Annotated in this window: 18 protein-coding genes and 1 tRNA gene; 9 read left to right on the top strand and 10 right to left on the bottom strand. The window is 56.4% G+C overall.

The genetic code is table 11. The annotated features are described in order from the left end of the window. Positions 1–190: hypothetical protein (locus G5253_RS17270; protein ID WP_421203850.1), on the top strand; the 190-nt coding region annotated here is incomplete at its 5' end. Between the two features lie 136 nt (positions 191–326). Here G5253_RS17270 and G5253_RS17265 read toward each other — a convergent pair. From G5253_RS17265 to G5253_RS17250, 4 genes are all read right to left on the bottom strand, one after another. Next, positions 327–2,258, bottom strand: coding sequence for a putative bifunctional diguanylate cyclase/phosphodiesterase (locus tag G5253_RS17265; protein ID WP_421203849.1), 1,932 nt, complete (start codon positions 2,256–2,258; stop codon positions 327–329). 23 nt (positions 2,259–2,281) lie between these two features. Further along, positions 2,282–2,782: a molybdopterin-binding oxidoreductase gene (locus G5253_RS17260; RefSeq protein WP_421203847.1), complete on the bottom strand. Its 501-nt coding sequence runs from the start codon at positions 2,780–2,782 to the stop codon at positions 2,282–2,284. A 104-nt stretch (positions 2,783–2,886) separates the two neighbouring features. Continuing rightward, complete coding sequence (gene groL / locus G5253_RS17255) at positions 2,887–4,521, bottom strand: chaperonin GroEL (protein ID WP_005341224.1); 1,635 nt, start codon at positions 4,519–4,521, stop codon at positions 2,887–2,889. Between the two features lie 44 nt (positions 4,522–4,565). Continuing rightward, positions 4,566–4,859, bottom strand: a complete 294-nt coding sequence (locus G5253_RS17250) for a co-chaperone GroES (RefSeq protein ID WP_005340573.1) — start codon at positions 4,857–4,859, stop codon at positions 4,566–4,568. Between the two features lie 260 nt (positions 4,860–5,119). On the opposite strand from G5253_RS17250, the gene G5253_RS17245 reads away from it, so the two are divergent. After that, positions 5,120–6,454 carry an MATE family efflux transporter gene (locus G5253_RS17245; protein WP_235630050.1) on the top strand — a complete coding sequence of 445 codons (1,335 nt, stop codon included), beginning with the start codon at positions 5,120–5,122 and terminating at the stop codon, positions 6,452–6,454. A 47-nt stretch (positions 6,455–6,501) separates the two neighbouring features. Here G5253_RS17245 and G5253_RS17240 read toward each other — a convergent pair whose 3' ends face one another. After that, entirely contained in the window at positions 6,502–6,978 is a 477-nt protein-coding gene (locus tag G5253_RS17240; RefSeq protein ID WP_005340570.1) for an FxsA family protein, read from the bottom strand. A 442-nt stretch (positions 6,979–7,420) separates the two neighbouring features. Here G5253_RS17240 and aspA point away from each other — a divergent pair, with 442 nt between their 5' ends. Further along, positions 7,421–8,863 (top strand): aspartate ammonia-lyase, encoded by a 1,443-nt coding sequence (gene aspA / locus G5253_RS17235; RefSeq protein ID WP_005341227.1) that lies wholly within the window; start codon positions 7,421–7,423, stop codon positions 8,861–8,863. Positions 8,864–8,989: 126 nt separating this feature from the next. Further along, positions 8,990–10,309 (top strand): anaerobic C4-dicarboxylate transporter, encoded by a 1,320-nt coding sequence (locus G5253_RS17230; RefSeq protein WP_021229055.1) that lies wholly within the window; start codon positions 8,990–8,992, stop codon positions 10,307–10,309. A 243-nt stretch (positions 10,310–10,552) separates the two neighbouring features. Here the strand turns inward: G5253_RS17230 and tsaD are convergent, their stop codons facing one another. Beyond that, on the bottom strand, positions 10,553–11,566 hold the full coding sequence (tsaD, locus tag G5253_RS17225; RefSeq protein ID WP_108572294.1) for a tRNA (adenosine(37)-N6)-threonylcarbamoyltransferase complex transferase subunit TsaD: 1,014 nt from the start codon (positions 11,564–11,566) through the stop codon (positions 10,553–10,555). 179 nt (positions 11,567–11,745) lie between these two features. Here tsaD and rpsU point away from each other — a divergent pair, with 179 nt between their 5' ends. From rpsU to G5253_RS17200, 5 genes are all read left to right on the top strand, one after another. Then, positions 11,746–11,961, top strand: a complete 216-nt coding sequence (rpsU, locus tag G5253_RS17220; protein WP_005309452.1) for a 30S ribosomal protein S21 — start codon at positions 11,746–11,748, stop codon at positions 11,959–11,961. 15 nt (positions 11,962–11,976) lie between these two features. After that, positions 11,977–12,420: a GatB/YqeY domain-containing protein gene (locus tag G5253_RS17215; protein ID WP_421203845.1), complete on the top strand. Its 444-nt coding sequence runs from the start codon at positions 11,977–11,979 to the stop codon at positions 12,418–12,420. Positions 12,421–12,508: 88 nt separating this feature from the next. After that, positions 12,509–14,287 (top strand): DNA primase, encoded by a 1,779-nt coding sequence (gene dnaG / locus G5253_RS17210; RefSeq protein ID WP_421203843.1) that lies wholly within the window; start codon positions 12,509–12,511, stop codon positions 14,285–14,287. Between the two features lie 183 nt (positions 14,288–14,470). Next, the gene (gene rpoD / locus G5253_RS17205) at positions 14,471–16,366 is read left to right on the top strand and encodes an RNA polymerase sigma factor RpoD (RefSeq protein ID WP_263718854.1); all 1,896 of its coding nucleotides are present in this window, start codon (positions 14,471–14,473) and stop codon (positions 16,364–16,366) included. A 187-nt stretch (positions 16,367–16,553) separates the two neighbouring features. Then, a tRNA-Ile gene (locus tag G5253_RS17200) sits at positions 16,554–16,630 on the top strand. Between the two features lie 164 nt (positions 16,631–16,794). Here the strand turns inward: G5253_RS17200 and G5253_RS17195 are convergent. The 4 genes from G5253_RS17195 to purH form a co-directional block, all read right to left on the bottom strand. Beyond that, positions 16,795–17,352, bottom strand: a complete 558-nt coding sequence (locus G5253_RS17195; RefSeq protein ID WP_101531414.1) for a cytochrome b/b6 domain-containing protein — start codon at positions 17,350–17,352, stop codon at positions 16,795–16,797. Continuing rightward, a complete protein-coding gene (locus tag G5253_RS17190; protein WP_005349056.1) occupies positions 17,333–17,707 on the bottom strand; it encodes a cytochrome b562 in 375 nt (124 codons plus the stop codon). Before G5253_RS17190 ends, G5253_RS17195 begins: the two co-directional genes overlap by 20 nt. Positions 17,708–17,984: 277 nt before the next feature. After that, complete coding sequence (purD, locus tag G5253_RS17185; protein WP_005341242.1) at positions 17,985–19,271, bottom strand: phosphoribosylamine--glycine ligase; 1,287 nt, start codon at positions 19,269–19,271, stop codon at positions 17,985–17,987. A gap of 114 nt (positions 19,272–19,385) precedes the next feature. Then, positions 19,386–20,978 carry a bifunctional phosphoribosylaminoimidazolecarboxamide formyltransferase/IMP cyclohydrolase gene (gene purH, locus G5253_RS17180; RefSeq protein WP_421203841.1) on the bottom strand — a complete coding sequence of 531 codons (1,593 nt, stop codon included), beginning with the start codon at positions 20,976–20,978 and terminating at the stop codon, positions 19,386–19,388. Positions 20,979–21,221: the final 243 nt, after the last annotated feature.

The following is a 21,221-nucleotide window of genomic DNA, read 5'->3' as shown; positions in this document are numbered from 1 at the left end:
CGATGCTGTGAGTGCCCACACAGATTGCTTGATTCAAATTGTTAAAGAGCGACGCAACAATGTGTTGCTGCGGGAGTTGAATTCTACTCAACCGCCTTCTCGAGTCAAGCCTTATTTTCAAAGGCTTTTCGAGGTTACCGACGAGGTTGTTTGCGTTGCCGCTTGCCCTGTCAATGGAGGCGCATTATAGGGAACAGATTCTTTCTGGCAAGGTTAATTTGCATATTTTTTTGAAAAAACCGCACAACCGTTCAAACAACAAACAAAAAGAAGAAACTTCGAGCTAAATCACACATTCTGGAGGCAGCTGACAGGCAAGCCCCCTCTCAACTCATATAAGCCATTTCGGATTGTTGACGCGCCAGCCAAAGCTCCTCCATCTCCAGCAAGGTTTGATAGATTTTCTCCGCCTGCTCTGGTCGGCTGAACAGATATCCCTGTCCATACAAGTGGATATCGGTCAGGGATCGCAGCACATCCAACTGGGCCTGTGTCTCAATCCCTTCACACACCAGACTCTTGCCCAGCATGGACCCCATCCGGCAAATATTGGCGACCAGTTCGGATGCCTCTATTGAAGTGTCAATGCCCTGTATAAAGGAGCGGTCGATCTTCACCTTGCTGACCGGTAACTTTTGCAGATAACTCAAAGAGGAATAACCAGTCCCAAAATCGTCTAATGCCAGCAGTACCCCCTGCTGATTGAGATCCTGCATCAGTTGCAGCGAGTTCTTCACTTCGCGCATGGTAGTATCTTCCGTGACCTCCAAGACCAGGCTACGGGCAGGCAAGTGGTGCTCCATCAATGCCTTGGCCACCAGTTTGAGCAAATTACGCTGGTACATGCCTGGCGAGATATTCACACACATTTGCAGATCAACCATACCAAGCTGGTGCCACTGATAGAGCTGCTCGCAAGCGGTGTTCAGCACCCAGCTGCCAACCCGTTCGGCAAGCTGGAACTCCTCAGCCACCATAATCACTTCGTTTGGCGGAATGAAACCGAGCTCAGGATGCCGCCAGCGCAGCAGAGCCTCGACAGCTTCGCAGCGGCCACTTTCGAGATTGACGATAGGTTGGTAATAGAGTTCCAGCGCATTGTGTTCCAGCGCCATGATCATGTCCGACGCCAGATGTTTGCGCCGCGCCGTCTCGTTGAGCAGGGAGTTATCGTAAATTACATAGGGGACATGGGTCTTGCGGCTATGGAACAGAGCCTGTTCCGCACGACTCAATAACTCCTGTGTTTTATCGCTGTCCATCGGATAGAAGGCAATCCCGATCCCCACCTCGAGCCGGAAGGGATAGTTATCATAGACGATATCTTGCTTCAGAACGTGCAGCAGTCGCGCTACCAGCTCCCTGACCTGACGCAGATCGCTGCTACCACGCTGGATAATGGCAAATTGATCGCCACCCAACCGACCACTCCACTCCCCTTCTTCACAGAGCAATCTGATCCGTCTGGCCAATTCACTGAGCAAAAAATCGCCCGCATCATAACCAAACTTGCTGTTGATATCTCTGAAGTCGTTGATATCGACCAATACCAATCCGAAAGGTACCTCCTGAGTGGCACAGAGCTCCATCCGTTCCAGCAATGCCACCCGATTGGAGAGACCCGTCAACGGGTCACGCCTTGCTGCCCTAAAGTGACGTCGAGCTTCATATACAAGAAGCGAGCTAAGGAGTAAAACCGAGATAACCAACCCCGACACCATCAACAGCAGAGCATTACGCAATTGACCAAAATGGCGATCATTCTCTGAGTAGATGTTGATGTTCTTCTGCATAACGGAAGCTAGTGCATAGGATAAAGGCTCCTGCAAGGGGACCAGGCGCATCATTATTTGCTGGTAGACAGAGTCTCCGCTCTGCAGCTTGGTAATGACAGGCTCTATATCGCGAATGTTGTTTTCAATCAGTTGCACCAAGCGCAAGGTTTTCTGCTTATCCTGCATGCTTTTACGCAACTGACCGCTCAACAGGATGGGGGTTCTGCTCCAAAGAATGTCATAGCGCAACATCAGGTCATTGTACTCTATTCCACCATAATGGTAGACCTCTACAGCACTGAGGAAACGCCCCAACTCGAGCTGCAGCTGCATCAGCGCCCAGGAGACATCATAGGTATATTTCTCCATCGCTCTGGTCGCATTCTGGAGCTGAACCAGACAATAAAGGGTGCTCCCGGTAAACGACAGGATGGATACATACAGAATGACGAGCAGTGGCCACGCCCTAGTCTTTCCTTTCACCCCGTGCTCCCGTGACTCTTTTATCAGTGTTGAATATCTATCAGATCCAGCTGCCAAATCATCATGTCGGTATATTCAGAGCGCTTCAGCTCCGGATATTGATCAAGAGGCAACATAAACCAGAGCGGCCCCTTGTCACGGACCCTCATGGCTACCCCGTCATCTTCCCAAGCAAGAATAGGGTTATACTTGGCAACTTTGTCCCAATTGATGCGGATCTGGAAACTGTTCAATGCTGTCAGGGTTATGCTCTTGCCATTAGCCCCCACTGCGGCCAGCACATCCGCCACCTTGGGCCCTCTGTACTTGTGAGGTTTATCAACCCAAGGGTTGCTGGAGACTATCTCATATTGCGGCAACGCCTGCAGCGTGGCCAAGTCAAAAAGCACTTTGCCGTCCACCTCATCTGGGGAGCTGATATTGCCGCTTACTTTCAAGATCACAGGCCCCTTGAGGGCCTCGGCAGCCACAAGCGGCATGGCAATCAATGCAAACAGCAGAGTTATCCATCCAAGCACCTTCATCTTTCCCCCTTACACTTTTCTGCTATCAACAGACTCAGTTTAGTCAGATATAAAAAAACGGCCCGCCAAGGCGAGCCGTTTCTCAAACAGAGCCGGGATGATGATTACATCATGCCCATGCCACCCATGCCACCCATATCAGGCATGGCTGGAGCATCTTTCTTCGGCAGCTCGGTCACCATGCACTCGGTGGTGATCATCAGGCCGGCGATAGAAGAGGCGAACTGCAGGGCAGAGCGGGTGACCTTGGTCGGATCCAGGATACCCATGGTCAGCATGTCGCCATACTGCTCGGTGTAAGCGTTGTAACCGAAGTTGCCTTCACCATTCTTCACCGCGTTGGCGATGACGGAGGCTTCTTCACCGGCGTTGATGACGATTTGACGCAGTGGGGCTTCCATGGCGCGCAGGGCAACCTTGATACCGACGTTCTGGTCTTCGTTGTCACCGCGCAGACCAGCCAGTTTGGCAGCAACGCGAACCAGAGCAACACCACCACCGGCAACCACGCCTTCTTCAACGGCGGCGCGGGTAGCGTGCAGGGCATCTTCCACACGGGCTTTTTTCTCTTTCATCTCGACTTCGGTGGCAGCGCCAACCTTGATCACGGCAACACCGCCAGCCAGCTTGGCTACGCGCTCTTGCAGCTTCTCACGGTCGTAGTCGGAAGAGGTCTCTTCGATCTGCTGACGGATCTGGGCAACACGACCTTCGATCACACCGGCATCGCCCACGCCATCGATGATGGTGGTGTTCTCTTTGGTGATGACGATGCGCTTGGCACGACCCAGATCTTCCAGCGTCGCTTTTTCCAGCTCCATGCCAACTTCTTCAGAGATGACGGTACCGCCAGTCAGTACGGCGATATCCTGCAGCATGGCCTTGCGACGGTCACCGAAGCCAGGCGCCTTGACGGCTGCCACTTTCACGATACCACGCATGGTGTTGACCACCAGAGTCGCCAGGGCTTCGCCTTCTACGTCTTCGGCAACGATCAACAGCGGTTTGCCCGCTTTGGCAACACCTTCCAGCACCGGCAGCATTTCGCGGATGTTGGAGACTTTCTTGTCAACCAGCAGGATGAACGGGTCGTCCAGTTCAACGGAACCGGTCTCTTGCTTGTTGATGAAGTAGGGGGACAGGTAGCCGCGGTCGAACTGCATACCTTCAACAACTGCCAGCTCATCTTCCAGACCCTGACCATCTTCAACGGTGATGACGCCATCGCGACCCACTTTGTCCATGGCTTCGGCAATCAGCTTGCCCACTTTCTCGTCGGAGTTGGCGGAGATGGTGCCCACCTGAGCGATGGCATTGCTGTCAGCACACGGCTGGGACAGCGCCTGCAGCTCGGCAACGGCAGCCACCACTGCCTTGTCGATACCGCGCTTCAGATCCATCGGGTTCATACCGGCGGCAACGGCTTTCAGACCTTCGTTGACGATGGCCTGAGCCAGAACGGTTGCAGTAGTGGTACCGTCACCCGCAGCATCGTTCGCCTTGGAAGCCACTTCCTTGACCATCTGGGCGCCCATGTTCTGGAACTTGTCTTCCAGCTCGATTTCGCGCGCAACAGATACACCATCTTTAGTGATGGTCGGGGCGCCGAAGGACTTGTCCAGCACCACGTTGCGGCCTTTCGGACCCAAGGTCACCTTGACGGCATCGGCCAGAATGTTGACGCCTTCCAGCATCTTGATGCGAGCTTCGTTACCAAACTTAACGTCTTTAGCAGCCATTTTTCTTCAATCCTTAAATCAATTCGGGGAAAAAGGAGGATGGATTACTCTTCGACAATCGCCAGAATGTCGGTTTCGGAGAGGATCAGGACATCCTGACCATCCAGCTTCTCGGTCTTCACACCGTAGCCTTCGTTGAAGATCACCTTGTCACCAACCTTCACGGCCAGCGCTTTGACTTCGCCATTATCCAGGATGCGACCAGTCCCCACGGCAAGCACTTCACCACGGGTGGACTTCTGGGCCGCGGTACCCGTCAATACGATACCGCCGGCAGATTTGGCTTCAGCTTCGATGCGCTTGATGATGACGCGGTCGTGCAGTGGACGAATTTTCATCGATAACTCTCCCAAAATGAGTCTCATTGTTGCTTTGAGGAATGGCCGTTCCAGGCCAAATTAGATATGTCCCTGATGTGGGGCAGAGTTGCTAACCCTTCAAGGGCAAATACAAAAAAAATTTTTTCACGTACTATAAACATCTTCGATGGTTCAGCCATGTCTGCACCCTGGTGCAAGGTCGGTTCAAGCCGCCCGTTTTCGATGCCAGAACCTTCAAAGCCAGCTGTAGAGACGAGCCCTTGACCCGCACCAACCCCATGTTGACTGCCCCTATTCCGGTCGTACTGCGCCAGATGACGGGCCCCATGATCTTCGGCATCATCGCCATTCTGGCCTTCAATCTGGTCGATACCTTTTTTATCGGTATGCTGGGAACCGAAGCTCTGGCCGCCATCAGTTTTACCTTTCCCGTCACTTTTGTGGTTACCTCGCTGGCGATGGGATTGGGCGCCGGATTGTCAGCGGTGATCGGTCATACCCTGGGGCAGGGCAAACACGATGAGGCGGCCCATCTCGCCACCGACAGCCTGTTTCTGGCGGTGATCATGGTGGCCCTGCTCTCCGCGGGGGGCGCTCTCACCATCAAACCCCTGTTTACTCTGCTGGGGGCCAGTGCCGAGCTTATCTCCCTCATCCATGACTACATGCTGATCTGGTATCTCACAGTCCCCATGCTGGTGCTGCCCATGGTGGGCAATGCCGCCATCCGGGCGACCGGCGATACCAAAACCCCCAGTCTGGTGATGGCCGTAGCCGGGTTGGTCAACGGAGTACTGGATCCTCTGTTGATCTTCGGCATCGGCCCCTTTCCCGAGTGGGGGATCCGCGGGGCCGCCATCGCCACCTCTATCTCTTGGTTGATGGCGATGCTGGTCAGCCTCTATATCCTGCGTCATCGGGAAGGCTTGCTGCTGTGGCGCCTCTCGCCGCGGGCCCGGTTGCTGTCCCACTGGCGGGCGTTACTCCATGTCGCCGTCCCCGCCTCTTTTACCAATATGCTCAACCCCTTGGCCAATGCGGTGCTGATGACGATCTTTGCTGGCCTGGGTACCGAGGTGGTAGCCGCTTACGGCGCCGCATCGCGGGTCGAGGCGCTGTTGCTAATTGTGATGATGGCCCTCGCCTCCGTACTGGCCCCTTTCATCTCGCAAAACTGCGGCGCTGGCAATCCGGCCCGCGCCAAGGCTGCGCTGCAAAGCTGCATGAGGTTTGCGTTGCTGTTCCAGCTCGCCATCTATGGCCTGACCTGGCTACTGGCGCCACTCATCGCCAATCTGTTCAGCGATCATCCGCAGGTCATTCGCCTCATCATTCTCTATCTGCATCTGGTGCCGATCGGTTACGGCTTTCAGGGCATGGTGATGCTGCTGGCCTCGGCACTCAATGGCGTGCGAGCATCCAGTATCTCGTTTTTGTTCAACGGATTGCGGCTGTTTGGTTTTCTGTTGCCAGGAGCCTGGCTGGGGGCAAAGCTGGGAGGAGAACAGGGGATATATCTGGGGATCTTGCTGGCCAATCTGGCGGCGGGCACCCTCGCATGGTGGTATGCCCGACACCGCTTCGAGGCGTTGTGCCATCAGGGTAAACCCTGATTCAGTCACTCACCTCGGGTTTTCGTTTCGTCGATTACTCTTTACGCTCACTCTTTGCGCTCAAATTCGCCTTCGATGGTGGTGCCGCCCTGCTTGGCGTTCCCCAGATGATCATCGGACGGTGCGTTGCCAAACGGCGATTGAGTACGCTGGAAACCGCCCATCTGCATCCGGAACTGGCTGCTGCCGATCAGCTTGTCAGCCAGTTTGTTGCGCAGCCAGGGTTGCAGCAACAGCACACCGAAAATGTCGGTCACGAAACCCGGGATAATCAGCAGCAGGCCCGCCAACGCCAGCATCATGCCCCCCATCACCTCGCGGCCCGGCATCTCGCCCATCTGCATCTTTTGCTGGGCGCTGAACAGGGTCTTGATCCCTTCACTGCGCACCAGCGAGGAGCCCAATACCGCAGTCAGTATGAGCAAGCCGACAGTCGGCAGCGCCCCGATTACCGAGCCGACCTCGATCATCACGGTGAGCTCCAGCACAACCAGACCCACCAACAACAAAAACAACTTGCCCATATCCACTCCAGCACCGGTAAATTGAGAAAAAGTGGCGCCCATCCAACGATGGCCGGAGGCGATTTTGCCGCCCCGTCATCACCACTTTCTGCCCTGAATAAATGGGGGCCGTCCCCCCTTTTTCAAGTTGGTCAACTGACTCCTACGTCATCAGCAATCTAAAAAACCAGCAAAAAGTCACAAAAATATATAAAAATCATCACGATAAAAACTTCATAACATATGTGTACTTTCCTCAAAGTAATTTGAAAATGTCGCAAATTTAGTGATCCACCTCTAATAACCGATACCTCAATTGGAGTAGTATATTGATTAGTTTTTCGGGAGGTCACTCTCCCTACCGCCCCACTCGATGTGTGGTGCTTCAGGATGAGCTGTGCGCAAGGAACTCGCGACCACTCGGTGAGGATTTTTCCATTTATCTGATTTCTGAGGCATTACAATGAGCGACATCAAGAACGTCCGCATTGAAGAAGACCTGCTGGGCACCAAAGAAGTTTCCAATGATCTCTACTACGGTGTGCACACCCTGCGCGCTGTCGAGAACTTCAAGATCAGCTCTCAGAAGATTTCTGACGTTCCGGAATTTGTCCGCGGTATGGTGCTGACCAAGAAAGCTGCTGCACTGGCAAACGGCGAGCTCGGTACCATCCGTCCTGAAATTGCTGACAAGATCGTAGAAGCCTGCGACCTGATGCTGAACACAGGCAAATGCTTCGACCAGTTCCCGGTCGACGTTTACCAGGGAGGCGCCGGCACCTCCGTCAACATGAACACTAACGAAGTACTGGCCAACATCGCCTTGGAAATCATGGGTCTGGAGAAAGGCCGTTACGACGTCATCAACCCGAACGACCACGTCAACAAGTGCCAGTCCACCAACGATGCTTACCCGACCGGTTTCCGCGTTGCTGTGGTCAACAGCACTGACGTGACTCTGCATGCTCTGGAAGCACTGATTGCCGCTTTTGATGCCAAAGCAGAAGAATTCAAGAAGATCCTGAAGATGGGCCGTACCCAGCTGCAAGATGCGGTTCCGATGACCCTGGGTCAAGAGTTCCACGCCTTCGCCGTCACCCTGCGCGAAGAGATCAAATCCATCAAGCGTTGCCAGGAGCTGCTGCTGGAAGTGAACCTGGGGGCGACCGCCATCGGTACCGGTCTGAACACTCCGCCCGAGTACTCTGCACTGGCTATCAAGCGTCTGGCCGAGATCACCGGTCGTGCCTATGTGCCGGCAGAAGACCTGATCGAAGCGACCTCCGACTGTGGCGCCTACGTCATGCTGCACGGCGCCATCAAGCGTCTGGCCATGAAGCTGTCCAAGATCTGTAACGACCTGCGTCTGCTTTCCTCCGGCCCGCGCACTGCACTGAAAGAGATCAACCTGCCGGAAATGCAGGCCGGTTCCTCCATCATGCCGGCCAAGGTCAACCCGGTTATCCCGGAAGTGGTCAACCAATCCTGCTTCAAGGTATTCGGTAACGACATCACCATCACCTTCGCCGCCGAAGCCGGTCAGCTGCAGCTGAACGTCATGGAGCCGGTGATTGGTCAGGCGATGTTCGAATCCCTGAGCCTGATGGAAAAAGCCTGTATTTCCCTGCGCGAGAAGTGCGTGGAAGGTATCACCGCCAACCCGGAAATCTGCATGAATCACGTGCTGAACTCCATCGGTATCGTGACCTACCTGAACCCCTTCATCGGCCACCACGAAGGGGATATCGTCGGCAAGATCTGTGCCCAGACCGGCAAGAACGTCCGTGAAGTCGTTCTTGAGCGCGGTCTGCTGAGCGCCGAGCAGCTGGACGAAATTCTCTCCATCGAGAACCTGATGAACCCGCAATACAAAGCCAAGCGTTTCACCCGCGAAGCTGCCGTATAAGCGAGTGTGGGCCGGGATCTTCCCGGCCCATAAAGTCAGTTCCCGATTGGTCTTTATCCCCAGCCCGATCGGGAATTGGCTTTTTGCCAAATAAAAACCAAAAAACTAAAAAATGGAGTTATCGCTATGATTGGAATCGAGTTACTTGTCGTGCTCGCCGCTATCTATCTGGGGGCCCGGATAGGCAGCATCGGCATCGGCTTTGCCGGTGGTCTGGGGGTACTGGTATTGACGTGGGGTCTGGGCATGCCCATCCCGAGCGATCAACTGGTCAGCTACATCCCTTGGGATGTGATCATGATCATCGCGTCCGTCATCTGCGCCATCGCCTGTATGCAACTGGCTGGCGGGATGGACTATCTGGTCTTCCTAGCAGAAAAAGCGCTGCGCAAGAACCCCAAATACATCACCTTCGCCGCCCCGGTGGTCACCTACCTGATGACCATGCTGGCCGGTACCGGTCATACCGCCTTCTCCACCCTGCCGGTGATCGCTGAAGTGGCCAAAGAGCAAGGGATCCGCCCATCCCGTCCGCTCTCCATCGCGGTTGTCGCCTCCCAAATCGCCATCACAGCTTCCCCGATCTCTGCCGCTGTGGTTGCCTTCTCCGGCATGCTCGAGCCGTTTGGTGTTGATTATCTGACCCTGCTGGCCATCTGCATCCCCTCTACCTTCCTGGCCTGTATCCTGGGCGCCTTCATTGCCAACATGATGGGCAAGCCGCTGGAGCAGGACGAAGTCTATCTGGAGCGTAAAGCCAAGGGGCTGATCAAACTGCGTGGTACTACCAAGCTCGAGATCAAACCGTACGCCAAGCTGTCGGTCTGGATCTTCATCGCCGCCATCGTTGCTGTCATGGCTTATGCCACTGCCATCTCCGGTAAAGTGGGCCTGATCACCAACCCGCCGATCCCCCGTGACGGCGCCATCATGGGCATCATGCTGGCCGCGGCCACCATCATGACCCTGGTGTGCAAACTAGACGCCACCCAGGTCACCAACATGCCGACCTTCAAGTCCGGTATGTCCGCCTGTATCTGCGTACTGGGTGTCGCCTGGCTGGGTAACGTCTTCGTGAAAGGCAACATGGACACCATCCAGCTGATCGCTGGCGACCTGCTGAACCAGTACTCCTGGCTGCTGGCCGTGGTGCTGTTCTTCGCTGCCATGCTGCTCTATTCACAAGGCGCCACCACCAAGGCCCTGATGCCTGCCGCACTGGCACTGGGTGTCAGCCCGCTGACTGCGATTGCCTCTTTCGCAGCCGTGAGCGCCCTGTTCGTACTGCCGACCTACCCGACCCTGCTGGCCGCGGTAGAGATGGACGACACCGGCTCCACCCGTATCGGTAAGGCGGTCTTCAATCACCCCTTCTTCGTACCGGGCACCGCCACCATCGCCATCGCCGTGGCGCTGGGCTTCTTCTTCGGCGGCATCCTGCTGTAATCCTATCGCCTGCCGATTACCAAACAAAAATCCCCGCCAGTTGGCGGGGATTTTTTTATCTCTTTACTCTGTGCTTGGCTGTCTGCCAGCAAGAGACCTGACCTCTTATCCGGGTGGCTCAACCACGGCGACAGCAGACACCACAACAGCGTGCCAACGGCGCTATAACCACCGCTGCCGGATTGCAGGAGCAGTAGGCCACCATGGTACTCACCACCACGCCAGAAGGCGGGATCCTTTGGATCAGACCGGATCCAGGGTATCCAGCGGCCAACGCGGCACGGCTTTGACCGCCAGCGGTTCGAACACGCCCGCTTTCAGGCGTTGCATACCGGCATAGGCGATCATGGCGCCATTATCGGTGCAATATTCGGTGCGCGGATAGAACACCTCACCCTTGAGGCTCTCCATCAATTCTGCCAGCTGGGCACGCAGATGACGGTTGGCACTGACACCACCGGCGACCACCAGACGCTTAAGACCGGTCTCTTTCAAGGCACGACGGCACTTGATGGCCAAGGTATCGACCACCGCATCTTCAAACGCCCGAGCGATATCGGCGCGAGTCTGCTCATCATCACCATTGGCGGCGATGGTGTTGGCAGCAAAGGTCTTGAGACCGGAGAAGCTCATGTCGAGCCCAGGTCGGTCAGTCATCGGACGGGGGAAGTGGAAGCGTCCGGTGGTGCCCTTCTCGGCCAGACGGGAGAGCAGCGGGCCACCCGGATAATCCAGCCCCATCAGCTTGGCGGTCTTGTCGAACGCTTCGCCAGCGGCATCGTCGATGGATTCCCCCAACAGCTGATAGCTGCCGATGCCGTCAACCCGCACCAGCATGGAGTGACCACCTGAGACCAGCAGCGCCACGAAGGGGAACTCGGGGGCTTTCTCTTCCAGCATGGGAGCCAGCAGGTGCCCTTCCATATGGTGGACGGCGATAGCCGGCTTGTTCCACGCCATCGCCAGCGAGCGGCCAATGGTCGCCCCCACCAGAATGGCGCCAACCAGACCCGGACCCGCGGTATACGCGATGCCGTCGATGTCATCTTTGCCCAGTCCCGCCTCTTGCAATGCGGCCTGGATCAACGGGATCGTCTTGCGAACATGATCCCGACTGGCGAGCTCGGGGACAACGCCACCGTAGTCCGCATGCAGCTTGACCTGGCTGTATAACTGATGGGAAAGGATCCCTTTTTGATCGTCGAAGATCGCGATCCCGGTTTCGTCACAGGATGTCTCTATGCCCAATACACGCATTGCTAAAAAATTTCACTGCTAAAATGAGACGGCTATGGTAACCTTCGCGGGTTTTTTAAACCAGAGCGATCTCTGCGGGTTTACTTTCATTCCCTGTCCAGAGTATAATTTCGCACCATTTTAAGACATGCTGATCGATTGAAGGTCAGCTAACAATTTATCACTGAGGTGAAAGGCACATGCCAGTAATCAAAGTCCGTGAAAATGAGCCGTTTGACGTTGCTCTGCGTCGTTTCAAGCGTTCTTGCGAAAAAGCCGGTATCCTGTCCGAAGTTCGTAGCCGTGAGTTCTACGAGAAGCCGACTACCATTCGTAAGCGCGCCAAAGCGTCTGCTGTCAAGCGTCACGCCAAGAAGCTGTCTCGCGAAAACGCACGTCGTATCCGCCTGTACTAATCGGGAGATATTGCCGTGTCTCTGAAGGATCAACTCAAGGATCAGCAAAAGCTCGCCATGCTTGCCAAAGATAAGGCACGTCTGGGAGCGATCCGCTTGTTGATGGCAGAAATCAAGCAACGTGAAGTCGATACCCGTATCGAGCTGAATGATGAGGATATCCTCGCTGTCGTGACCAAAATGGTCAAACAGCGCCGCGATTCCATCAGCCAATTTGAAGCTGCCGGTCGCCAGGATCTCGCCGACAAAGAGTCCGCCGAGATCGTTGTGTTGCAGGAATTCCTGCCGCAACAGCTGACCGCAGATGAAGTTGCCGCCCTGATCGAGCAAGCCATCACTGAAAGTGGTGCTGCCGTCATGGCTGATATGGGCAAGGTCATGGCTGTCTTGAAGCCGAAAATTCAGGGGCGTGCCGATGTCGGCGCCGTCAGTGCTCAGGTGAAAACCCGCTTGGCGTAACAGGCAACTCTCTTGTTTGGTCGAAGAAGCCGTGCTTCCCTTGGAATGCGCGGCTTTTTTATTTTCTCCGCAATGAAACAGGACGGTTATGGCAGGCAGGATCCCCCAATCCTTTATCGACGATCTGCTCGTACGCACAGACATAGTCGAGCTGATCGACTCGCGAGTGCGGCTGAAAAAAGCCGGTAAGAACTACCAGGCTTGCTGCCCTTTTCATAACGAAAAAAGCCCCTCTTTTACCGTCAGCCAGGAGAAGCAGTTCTACCACTGTTTCGGTTGTGGCGCCCACGGCAACGCCATCGGCTTTGTCATGGAGTACGACGGTCTCGAATTTCCCGATGCCATCGAAGAGCTCGCCAGCATGCAGGGCATGCAGGTGCCTCGCGAGCAGAGTATCGGCAACTCGGCCAATAGCCAGCCCGCTGTCAGCAAGGATCTGTTCGAACTGATGAACCAGATCGCCCGCTTCTACGAGAGCAATCTCAAGAGTGCTCCCCATGCGGTGGAGTATCTCAAAGGCCGCGGTCTGACCGGTGAAGTGGTCAAACGCTTCAATATCGGCTACGCCCCCAGCGACTGGGATCAGGTGCGCCGCCGCTTCGGTGCCAGCCGGGATCACGAGCAGTTGCTTATCTCGGGCGGCATGCTGATCACTCGTGAAAATGGTGGGAGCAGCTACGATCGCTTTCGTGATCGCATCATGTTTCCGATCCGCGACAAGCGTGGCCGGGTCATCGGCTTCGGTGGCCGAGTACTGGGTGATGGCACCCCCAAGTACCTGAACTCGCCGGAGACCCCCATCTTCCATAAAGGGCGGGAGCTGTTCGGTCTCTACGAGGTGAAGCAGGCACACAAGGATCCACGCCGGATCCTGGTGGTGGAAGGCTACATGGATGTGGTGGCACTCGGTCAGTACGACATCGACTATGCGGTGGCGGCGCTGGGTACTGCAACAACCAGCGACCATATCCACACCCTGTTTCGCACCACCGCCGAGGTGGTCTGCTGCTACGACGGCGACAACGCCGGTCGTGAAGCCGCCTGGCGCGCGCTGGATAATGCCCTCCCTCATCTGCAGGATGGCCGCGAGCTGAAGTTCGTGTTTCTGCCCGATGGCGAGGATCCCGACTCGCTGGTACGCAAGATTGGCAAGGAGGGCTTCGAAGCTCTGCTCGATGAAGCCCAGCCGTTCGCCGACTTCATGTTCCAGCGCCTAAGGCGGGACGCAATACTACTAGGTGAAGCAGGCAAGCATGAGATAGCTCATGAGGCTGCTGAACTCATCCGCCGCGTACCGGAAGGCTTTACCCGCGAAGGGTTGATCACCCGCCTCTCCAGCATGATGCGCTGGGGCGAGAACAAGCAGCGCATCGCCGAGCTCTTTGCCCGCAACAGTCAGCCCAAGGCCGAGGTCAACAAACCAAAAGCGATCAAGTTGACTCCACTGCGGCGGGCGCTGGCGCTGATGGTGCAATATCCGGCGGTAGCAGCCAAACTGCCCTCCATGCCGGAATTGGCCGGACTGCGCGTACAGGGCATCAAGTTCCTGCTGCAACTGCACCAGCAGATCCTGGCACAGCCCGGTATTACCACAGGTATCCTGCTGGAACATTGGCGCGGTACCAAGGAGGGAGAGATCCTCGCACAACTGGCAATGTATTACCCATTTGAAGAGATCAATCCGGATCAAGCTCCGGACATTCAGAGGGAACTGGAAGACACTTTCTTTGGCTTTACCAGTCAGGTTTTGAATCAGCGTATAGAAGAGTTACAAAACAAGGAAAGACCAAGCCAAGCGGAGATGCAGGAGTTAATGATGCTACTCAGGGAGATGAAGACTGAGAAAAGAAATGAGTGTGGGGCTTGATATTTGAGTGAATAGTCCCAATATGAATAACGTTGCCCGAATCGACGGGATGAAAAGCAAAATTTTTATAACCGCCTGGCCCCGACAATACTGCGGGCAGGGGTTTCTCATGACCGACGCCGCAACCAGGCATAGCATGTCTGGCGGTTTTCTATTAGAATTGGCTATTTGCGCAGCAGCGCACTGTACGCGCAACCTAGCAACACCAACCGGATGAGTTCTATGGAGCAAACCCCGCAGTCTCAGCTTAAACTCCTCGTTGCCAAAGGTAAAGAACAGGGCTACCTGACCTATGCCGAGGTGAACGATCACCTCCCGCAAGACATTGTCGATTCAGACCAGATCGAAGACATCATTCAGATGATCAACGATATGGGCATTCAAGTGGTTGAAAACGCTCCGGATGCCGATGACCTTATCATGGCTGAAGGTGGTACCGCCGATGAGGACGCTGCCGAAGCAGCGGCCCAGGCTCTGGCATCTGTTGAATCTGAGATTGGTCGCACGACCGATCCCGTCCGCATGTACATGCGGGAAATGGGTACCGTCGAACTGCTGACCCGTGAAGGCGAAATCGACATCGCCAAGCGGATCGAAGACGGTATCAACCAGGTACAAAGCTCCGTAGCCGAGTACCCTGAAGCAATTACTTACCTGCTCGAACAGTACGACAAGTACGAAGCCGAGCAGCTGCGTCTCTCTGACATTATCTCTGGCTTTATTGACCCGAACGAAACTGAAGATATGGCGCCTACCGCCACGCATATCGGTTCCGAGCTCGGCGAAGACGATCTGGCCGACGAAGATGAAGAAGACGAAGAAGACGAAGACGAAGATGGCGACAGCTCTGACGACGACGGTGACGGTGGTCCGGATCCGGAAGTCGCTCGCGAGAAGTTTGGTGAACTGCGTGCCCAGTATGAAGTGACCCGCCTATCCATTCAGAAGAATGGTCGCGCGCACGAAGATACCCAGGCCGCCATCGCCCAGCTGGCCGATGTATTCCGTCAATTCCGCCTGATGCCCAAGCAGTTCGATCGCCTGGTCAACAACATGCGTGAAATGATGGAGCGCGTCCGCGTGCAGGAACGCATCATCATGAAGCTCTGCGTTGAGCAGGCCAAGATGCCGAAGAAAACCTTCGTCGCGGCCTTCACCAACAACGAGTGTGAAACTGCCTGGTTCGAATACCAGAAGCAGGCTGGCAAAGCCTGGTCTCCCCGTCTGGTTGAAATGGACGAGGATATTCAGCGCGCCATCGGCAAGCTGCAGCAGATTGAAGAAGAAACCGGTCTGTCGATTGCCCAGATCAAGGATATCAACCGTCGCATGAGCATCGGTGAGGCCAAGGCCCGCCGTGCGAAGAAAGAGATGGTTGAGGCCAACTTGCGTCTGGTTATCTCTATCGCCAAGAAGTACACCAACCGCGGTCTGCAGTTCCTGGATCTGATCCAGGAGGGCAACATCGGTCTGATGAAGGCGGTAGACAAGTTTGAATACCGTCGTGGCTACAAGTTCTCGACCTATGCAACCTGGTGGATCCGTCAGGCCATTACCCGCTCCATCGCGGATCAGGCCCGCACCATCCGAATCCCGGTACACATGATCGAGACCATCAACAAGCTCAACCGTATCTCCCGTCAGATGCTGCAGGAGATGGGTCGTGAACCGAACCCGGAAGAGCTGGCCATGCGCATGGGCATGCCGGAAGACAAGATCCGCAAGGTACTGAAAATCGCCAAAGAGCCTATCTCCATGGAGACGCCCATCGGTGATGATGAAGACTCCCACTTGGGCGACTTCATCGAAGATACCACTCTGGCTCTGCCAGCGGATGCGGCGACCAGCGAAAGCCTGCGCAACGCTACCCGCGAAGTGCTGGCTGGCCTGACCGCCCGCGAAGCCAAGGTGCTGCGGATGCGTTTCGGTATCGACATGAACACTGACCACACCCTCGAGGAAGTGGGCAAGCAGTTCGACGTTACCCGTGAGCGTATTCGTCAGATTGAAGCCAAGGCCCTGCGCAAACTGCGCCACCCGAGCCGCTCGGAAGTGCTGCGCAGCTTCCTGGACGAATAGTCCTGACCCTGTGTCAAACTGCTCTGCCAAAGCCCCGCCATGCGGGGCTTTGTTTTGTCTGGCATTTACCCTTGCAACCCTCTTTTCGCCCTCAATCAAGCTGGACAATTAGTCGCCAAGTGGTTGATATGCCTATAGACTGCCCTTTCCTCTTCCCCTATAATCCACGCCGCTAAACGCACAATTTGGCCCCTTAGCTCAGTTGGTCAGAGCAGTCGACTCATAATCGATTGGTCGTGGGTTCAAGTCCCCCAGGGGCCACCAAATTAGAAAAGGCCGCTCATCATGAGCGGCCTTTTTGCATCTACGTATCGGGCAATGTCCAGTGATAAGCTCGATGAGGTCATAGAAAAGACCCGCCATGGGCGGGTCTGGGCAGGGTCCGGATCAGGCGCCTCACTCAGAGACAAGGAGCCTAATGCTGAGCCTCAGGTTTGCTCGTTGCTGCCGCTCTGGATGGACGAGCGACGCCCGATGGCAGGCAGCATCCGGGTAACCAGATTGCTGCGCTGACGCCAGGAGGTGAAGACGATGGCCAGCAGGTGCAGACCTATCAGCCCCTGCAGCGCCACCACGCACCACTCATGCCACTCGTCAGCCCCCAGTTCAAATCCCGTCTCGGTATTTTGAAACCAGCCGCTGCCAGCGGTGGCCAGCACAACCAGCCAGAGCGCCCACACGGCCAGCTTGCCGCTACCGTGATGACCCGGTGCCGGAGGCTGCCGCTCACGCATCTCGCGCGCTTGCTGGCGAAAATCCTCACCGCTGGGGATGAGGGCACCAAGGCGGGCGTAGCCACGGGCAAAAGTAAGCCCCCAAAGCAGACGCAAGGAGACCAGCCCAATGGCGCCGTAACCCAGCCACTCGTGCCACTCCTCGCCCGCTTCGTTAACCCAGAGGTTGCCGATGCAGACCGCCACCAAGCCCCAGTGGGTCAGGCGAACAAGCGGATCCCAGCGAAAGGGCTCACCCTTTTTGCTTGGCATATTTATGGTACTCCTTCTTCAGGTCGTTGACCTTGGCCAGATGTTCGCGCGCCTTGGCCTCATCACCCGCCTTGAGTGCGGCCAGGCTGGCGTCCAGCTCGGTCTGTACCTCATTCATCCCTTCAAGGAATTTCTCTTTCTTGGCGGCCGGCATGTTCTTCTGCTTGGCTACATCCAGCTGGGCCTTCATCTCGTTGATGTGCTTCTCCATGGTGGCCGCATCATCAGCCTTGACGGCCTGCTTGTAGTTGAAGCCAATCTTCTTCATCGGCTGTTCCAGATCACCCGCCACGGCAGGCAGGGTCATCAGGCCAAACATCAGGGGCAGCAGCAGGGGGCGGACGGTTTTCAACATGGGATTTCCTTATATAACGACATGCTCGAATTGTTAGGGATACTTATGAATCCAAACAAGAATTCATCACCAGCATGATGCCATGACTCATGGTGAAACGTTTGTGAAAAATGCTGTTTTTTGTGGCAAATAGTGACAGATATACCGCGCTTGTTTGCGCTTGGTAACTGATTGAACGCAGGTGACGTGCACCATGAGGATGGTTGAAAGCGGTAAACAGGGACAAAAAACCCCGCCGTAGCGGGGTCTGGATCAGCTGGCCAATGGCTTGCGTCAGTTACTCCTGTTCGCGAGCAATGGCGCGCCAGCCGATATCCTTGCGGTAGAAGACGCCATCCCACTTGATACGGCCAGCGAGCTGATAGGCACGCTGCTGAGCTTCTGCCACAGTGTGGCCGAGGGCGGTTGCGCACAACACGCGGCCGCCAGCGGTCAGGCTGGTATCGCCCTCCAGACGGGTACCGGCATGAAACACCTTCTCACCTGCCACTTCATCCACCGGCAAGCCGCTGATGGGGTGGTTGGTGCTGTAATCGCCGGGATAGCCTCCCGCCGCCAACACCACGCCGATAGCGGCGCGGGGATCATAGATGGCCTCTTTCTGATCCAGCTTGCCTGCGCAAGCGGCCAGACAGAGCTCCACCAGATCGGATTGCATCCGCAGCATGATGGGCTGGGTCTCGGGATCGCCGAAACGGCAGTTGAACTCGATCACCTTGGGATTGCCTGCGCCGTCGATCATCAGACCGGCGTAGAGGAAACCGGTGTAGACATTGCCTTCGGCCGCCATGCCGCGCACGGTCGGCATGATCACCTGCTCCATCACGCGTCGATGTACCTCGGCGGTCACCACAGGCGCCGGGGAGTAAGCCCCCATACCGCCGGTGTTGAGGCCGGTATCACCGTCGCCAACCCGCTTGTGATCCTGACTGGTGGCCATCGGCAGCACGTGCTCGCCATCGACCATGACGATGAAGCTCGCCTCTTCACCCTCCAGAAACTCCTCGATCACCACCCGGGAGCCCGCTTCGCCAAAGGCATTGCCGGAGAGCATGTCGCGCACCGCGTCTTCCGCTTCCTGCAAGGTCATGGCGACAATCACCCCCTTGCCCGCCGCCAGACCATCGGCCTTGATGACGATGGGGGCGCCCTTCTCGCGCAGGTAGGCGAGCGCAGGCTCCACTTCGGTGAAGTTCTGGTACTCGGCGGTCGGGATGGCGTGACGGGCCAGGAAATCCTTGGTGAAAGCCTTGGAGCCTTCCAGCTGGGCAGCGGCAGCGGTCGGGCCAAAGATCGGCTGACCGGCGGCGCGGAAGGCATCCACCACCCCTTTCACCAGCGGCGCTTCCGGCCCGACGATGGTAAGGCCGACCTGCTTCTCTTTGGCAAAGGCCAGCAGCCCTTCGATATCGGTCGCCTCAATGGCGACGTTCTCGACACCCGGCTCAAGCTGGGTGCCCGCATTGCCCGGCGCCACAAAAACGTGACGCACCAGTGGAGAGTGTTTGGCCTTCCAGGCCAGGGCGTGTTCGCGGCCACCGTTGCCAATGATCAGTACTTTCATCGTATCGCTCGCTTCTATTTGTGGTCACTGGACGGCCACCCGGGCCGTCAGTCAGTGGAAATAGTCAGTTGAAAAGAGACAACAAAAGGGCCGCCATCGGCAGCCCCTGACCCATCAATGACGGAAATGGCGCATGTTGGTGAACACCATGCACATACCGTGTTCGTCGGCGGCATCGATCACCTCCTGATCGCGCATCGAGCCACCCGGCTGGATCACGCAGGAGATACCGGCCTGCGCGGCAGCATCGATACCGTCGCGGAACGGGAAGAAGGCATCGGAGGCCATCACGGAGCCCGCCACGGTCAGCCCTTCGTCCGCCGCCTTGATACCGGCGATTTTGGCCGAATAAACACGGCTCATCTGGCCTGCGCCGACGCCGATGGTCTGGCCATCTTTGGCGTAGACGATGGCGTTGGATTTGACGAACTTGGCCACTTTCCAGCAGAACAGCAGATCTTGCAGCTCGGCCTCGGTCGGCTGGCGCTTGCTGACCACGGTCAGATCACCCAGAGTCACCATGCCGAGATCCCGCTCCTGTACCAACAGGCCGCCATTGACGCGCTTGAGGTCAAAGCCTTGCGCCGGTGCCGTCCACTGCCCGCATTCGAGCAGACGCACGTTCTGCTTGGCAGCGACCGCATCGCGGGCCTCCTGGCTGACTGTCGGGGCGATGATCACTTCGACAAACTGGCGGGCAACGATGGCAGCGGCAGTGGCGCCATCCAGCTCGCGGTTGAAGGCGATGATGCCGCCAAAGGCGGAGGTGGGGTCGGTCTGGTAAGCGCGATCGTAGGCACTCAGCAGGTCGCTACCGATGGCCACACCGCAGGGGTTGGCATGCTTGACGATGACGCAGGCCGGCTCGTCGAACTCCTTCACACACTCCAGCGCCGCATCGGTATCGGCGATGTTGTTGTAGGAGAGCGCCTTGCCCTGCAGCTGGATAGCGCTGGAGACAGAACCCGGAGCGGCATGCTCTTCGGCGTAGAAGGCGGCTGCCTGATGGCTGTTCTCGCCGTAACGCATGTCCTGCTTTTTGATGAACTGGCTGTTGAAGGTGCGCGGGAAGCGGGACTCCTCGTCACCCTCCTTGTTGTCGCCATAAGAGGGCACCATGATGCCGAAGTAGTTGGCGATCATGCCGTCGTAGGCGGCGGTGTGCTCGAAGGCTGCGATGGCCAGATCGAAACGGGTCGCCAGTTTCAGACTGTTGCCATTGGCATCCATTTCGCGAATAACCCGATCATAGTCGGCAGCTTTGACGACGATAGTGACATCTTTATGGTTTTTAGCCGCAGAACGCACCATGGTCGGGCCGCCGATGTCGATGTTCTCGACCGCATCCGCCAGGGTGCAGCCCGCTTTGGCCACGGTAGCAGCAAAGGGGTAGAGGTTGACGACAACCATGTCGATGGGGGAGATAGCGTGCTGGGCCATGATGGCGTCATCCTGATCCCGACGGCCGAGGATGCCGCCATGAACCTTGGGATGCAGGGTCTTGACCCGGCCATCCATCATTTCAGGGAAACCCGTGTAGTCAGAGACCTCGGTCACCGGCAGACCCGCCTCGCCAAGCAGCTTGGCGGTACCGCCCGTGGAGAGCAGGGCAACACCACGCTCGTTGAGTGCCTTGGCAAATTCCAGAATGCCAGTTTTGTCAGACACACTCAGCAGTGCACGGCGAATGGGTCGAGCTTGTTCCATCACACTATCGTCCTCAACATAACGGGGACCATTCCATGGGAGGCGAGGCTCAACACAGAGAGTCCCCAAATAAATGGAAGTGGGGGATTTCGCAAACCACTCTCGCCCCGACATCCGGCAAAAGCGTTTTAGGAAATGCCCGCTTGGTGCGGCGCTCTGTTATGGGCGCGTATTCTACACAAAAAATGTGACCTGTGGTGGATTTTTTGAAACAGCAAATCCTTATTTGGCGCGGCGTTAAAC

Source organism: Aeromonas sp. 602658, assembly GCF_049173005.1.
GTDB classification, from domain to species: Bacteria; Pseudomonadota; Gammaproteobacteria; order Enterobacterales; family Aeromonadaceae; genus Aeromonas; species Aeromonas veronii_A.
The sequence above is the reverse complement of the archived record's forward strand: the minus strand, read 5'-3'. Positions and strand labels throughout refer to the sequence as shown.

Bases quoted from the DNA above. Each gene is read 5' to 3' on its own strand.
- G5253_RS17260 (WP_421203847.1), bottom strand. From the start codon at position 2,782: ATGAAGGTGCTTGGATGGATAACTCTGCTGTTTGCATTGATTGCCATG.
- groL (WP_005341224.1), bottom strand. From the start codon at position 4,521: ATGGCTGCTAAAGACGTTAAGTTTGGTAACGAAGCTCGCATCAAGATG.
- G5253_RS17250 (WP_005340573.1), bottom strand. From the start codon at position 4,859: ATGAAAATTCGTCCACTGCACGACCGCGTCATCATCAAGCGCATCGAA.
- G5253_RS17245 (WP_235630050.1), top strand. From the start codon at position 5,120: ATGTTGACTGCCCCTATTCCGGTCGTACTGCGCCAGATGACGGGCCCC.
- G5253_RS17240 (WP_005340570.1), bottom strand. From the start codon at position 6,978: ATGGGCAAGTTGTTTTTGTTGTTGGTGGGTCTGGTTGTGCTGGAGCTC.
- aspA (WP_005341227.1), top strand. From the start codon at position 7,421: ATGAGCGACATCAAGAACGTCCGCATTGAAGAAGACCTGCTGGGCACC.
- G5253_RS17230 (WP_021229055.1), top strand. From the start codon at position 8,990: ATGATTGGAATCGAGTTACTTGTCGTGCTCGCCGCTATCTATCTGGGG.
- tsaD (WP_108572294.1), bottom strand. From the start codon at position 11,566: ATGCGTGTATTGGGCATAGAGACATCCTGTGACGAAACCGGGATCGCG.
- rpsU (WP_005309452.1), top strand. From the start codon at position 11,746: ATGCCAGTAATCAAAGTCCGTGAAAATGAGCCGTTTGACGTTGCTCTG.
- dnaG (WP_421203843.1), top strand. From the start codon at position 12,509: ATGGCAGGCAGGATCCCCCAATCCTTTATCGACGATCTGCTCGTACGC.
- G5253_RS17195 (WP_101531414.1), bottom strand. From the start codon at position 17,352: ATGCCAAGCAAAAAGGGTGAGCCCTTTCGCTGGGATCCGCTTGTTCGC.
- G5253_RS17190 (WP_005349056.1), bottom strand. From the start codon at position 17,707: ATGTTGAAAACCGTCCGCCCCCTGCTGCTGCCCCTGATGTTTGGCCTG.
- purD (WP_005341242.1), bottom strand. From the start codon at position 19,271: ATGAAAGTACTGATCATTGGCAACGGTGGCCGCGAACACGCCCTGGCC.
- purH (WP_421203841.1), bottom strand. From the start codon at position 20,978: ATGGAACAAGCTCGACCCATTCGCCGTGCACTGCTGAGTGTGTCTGAC.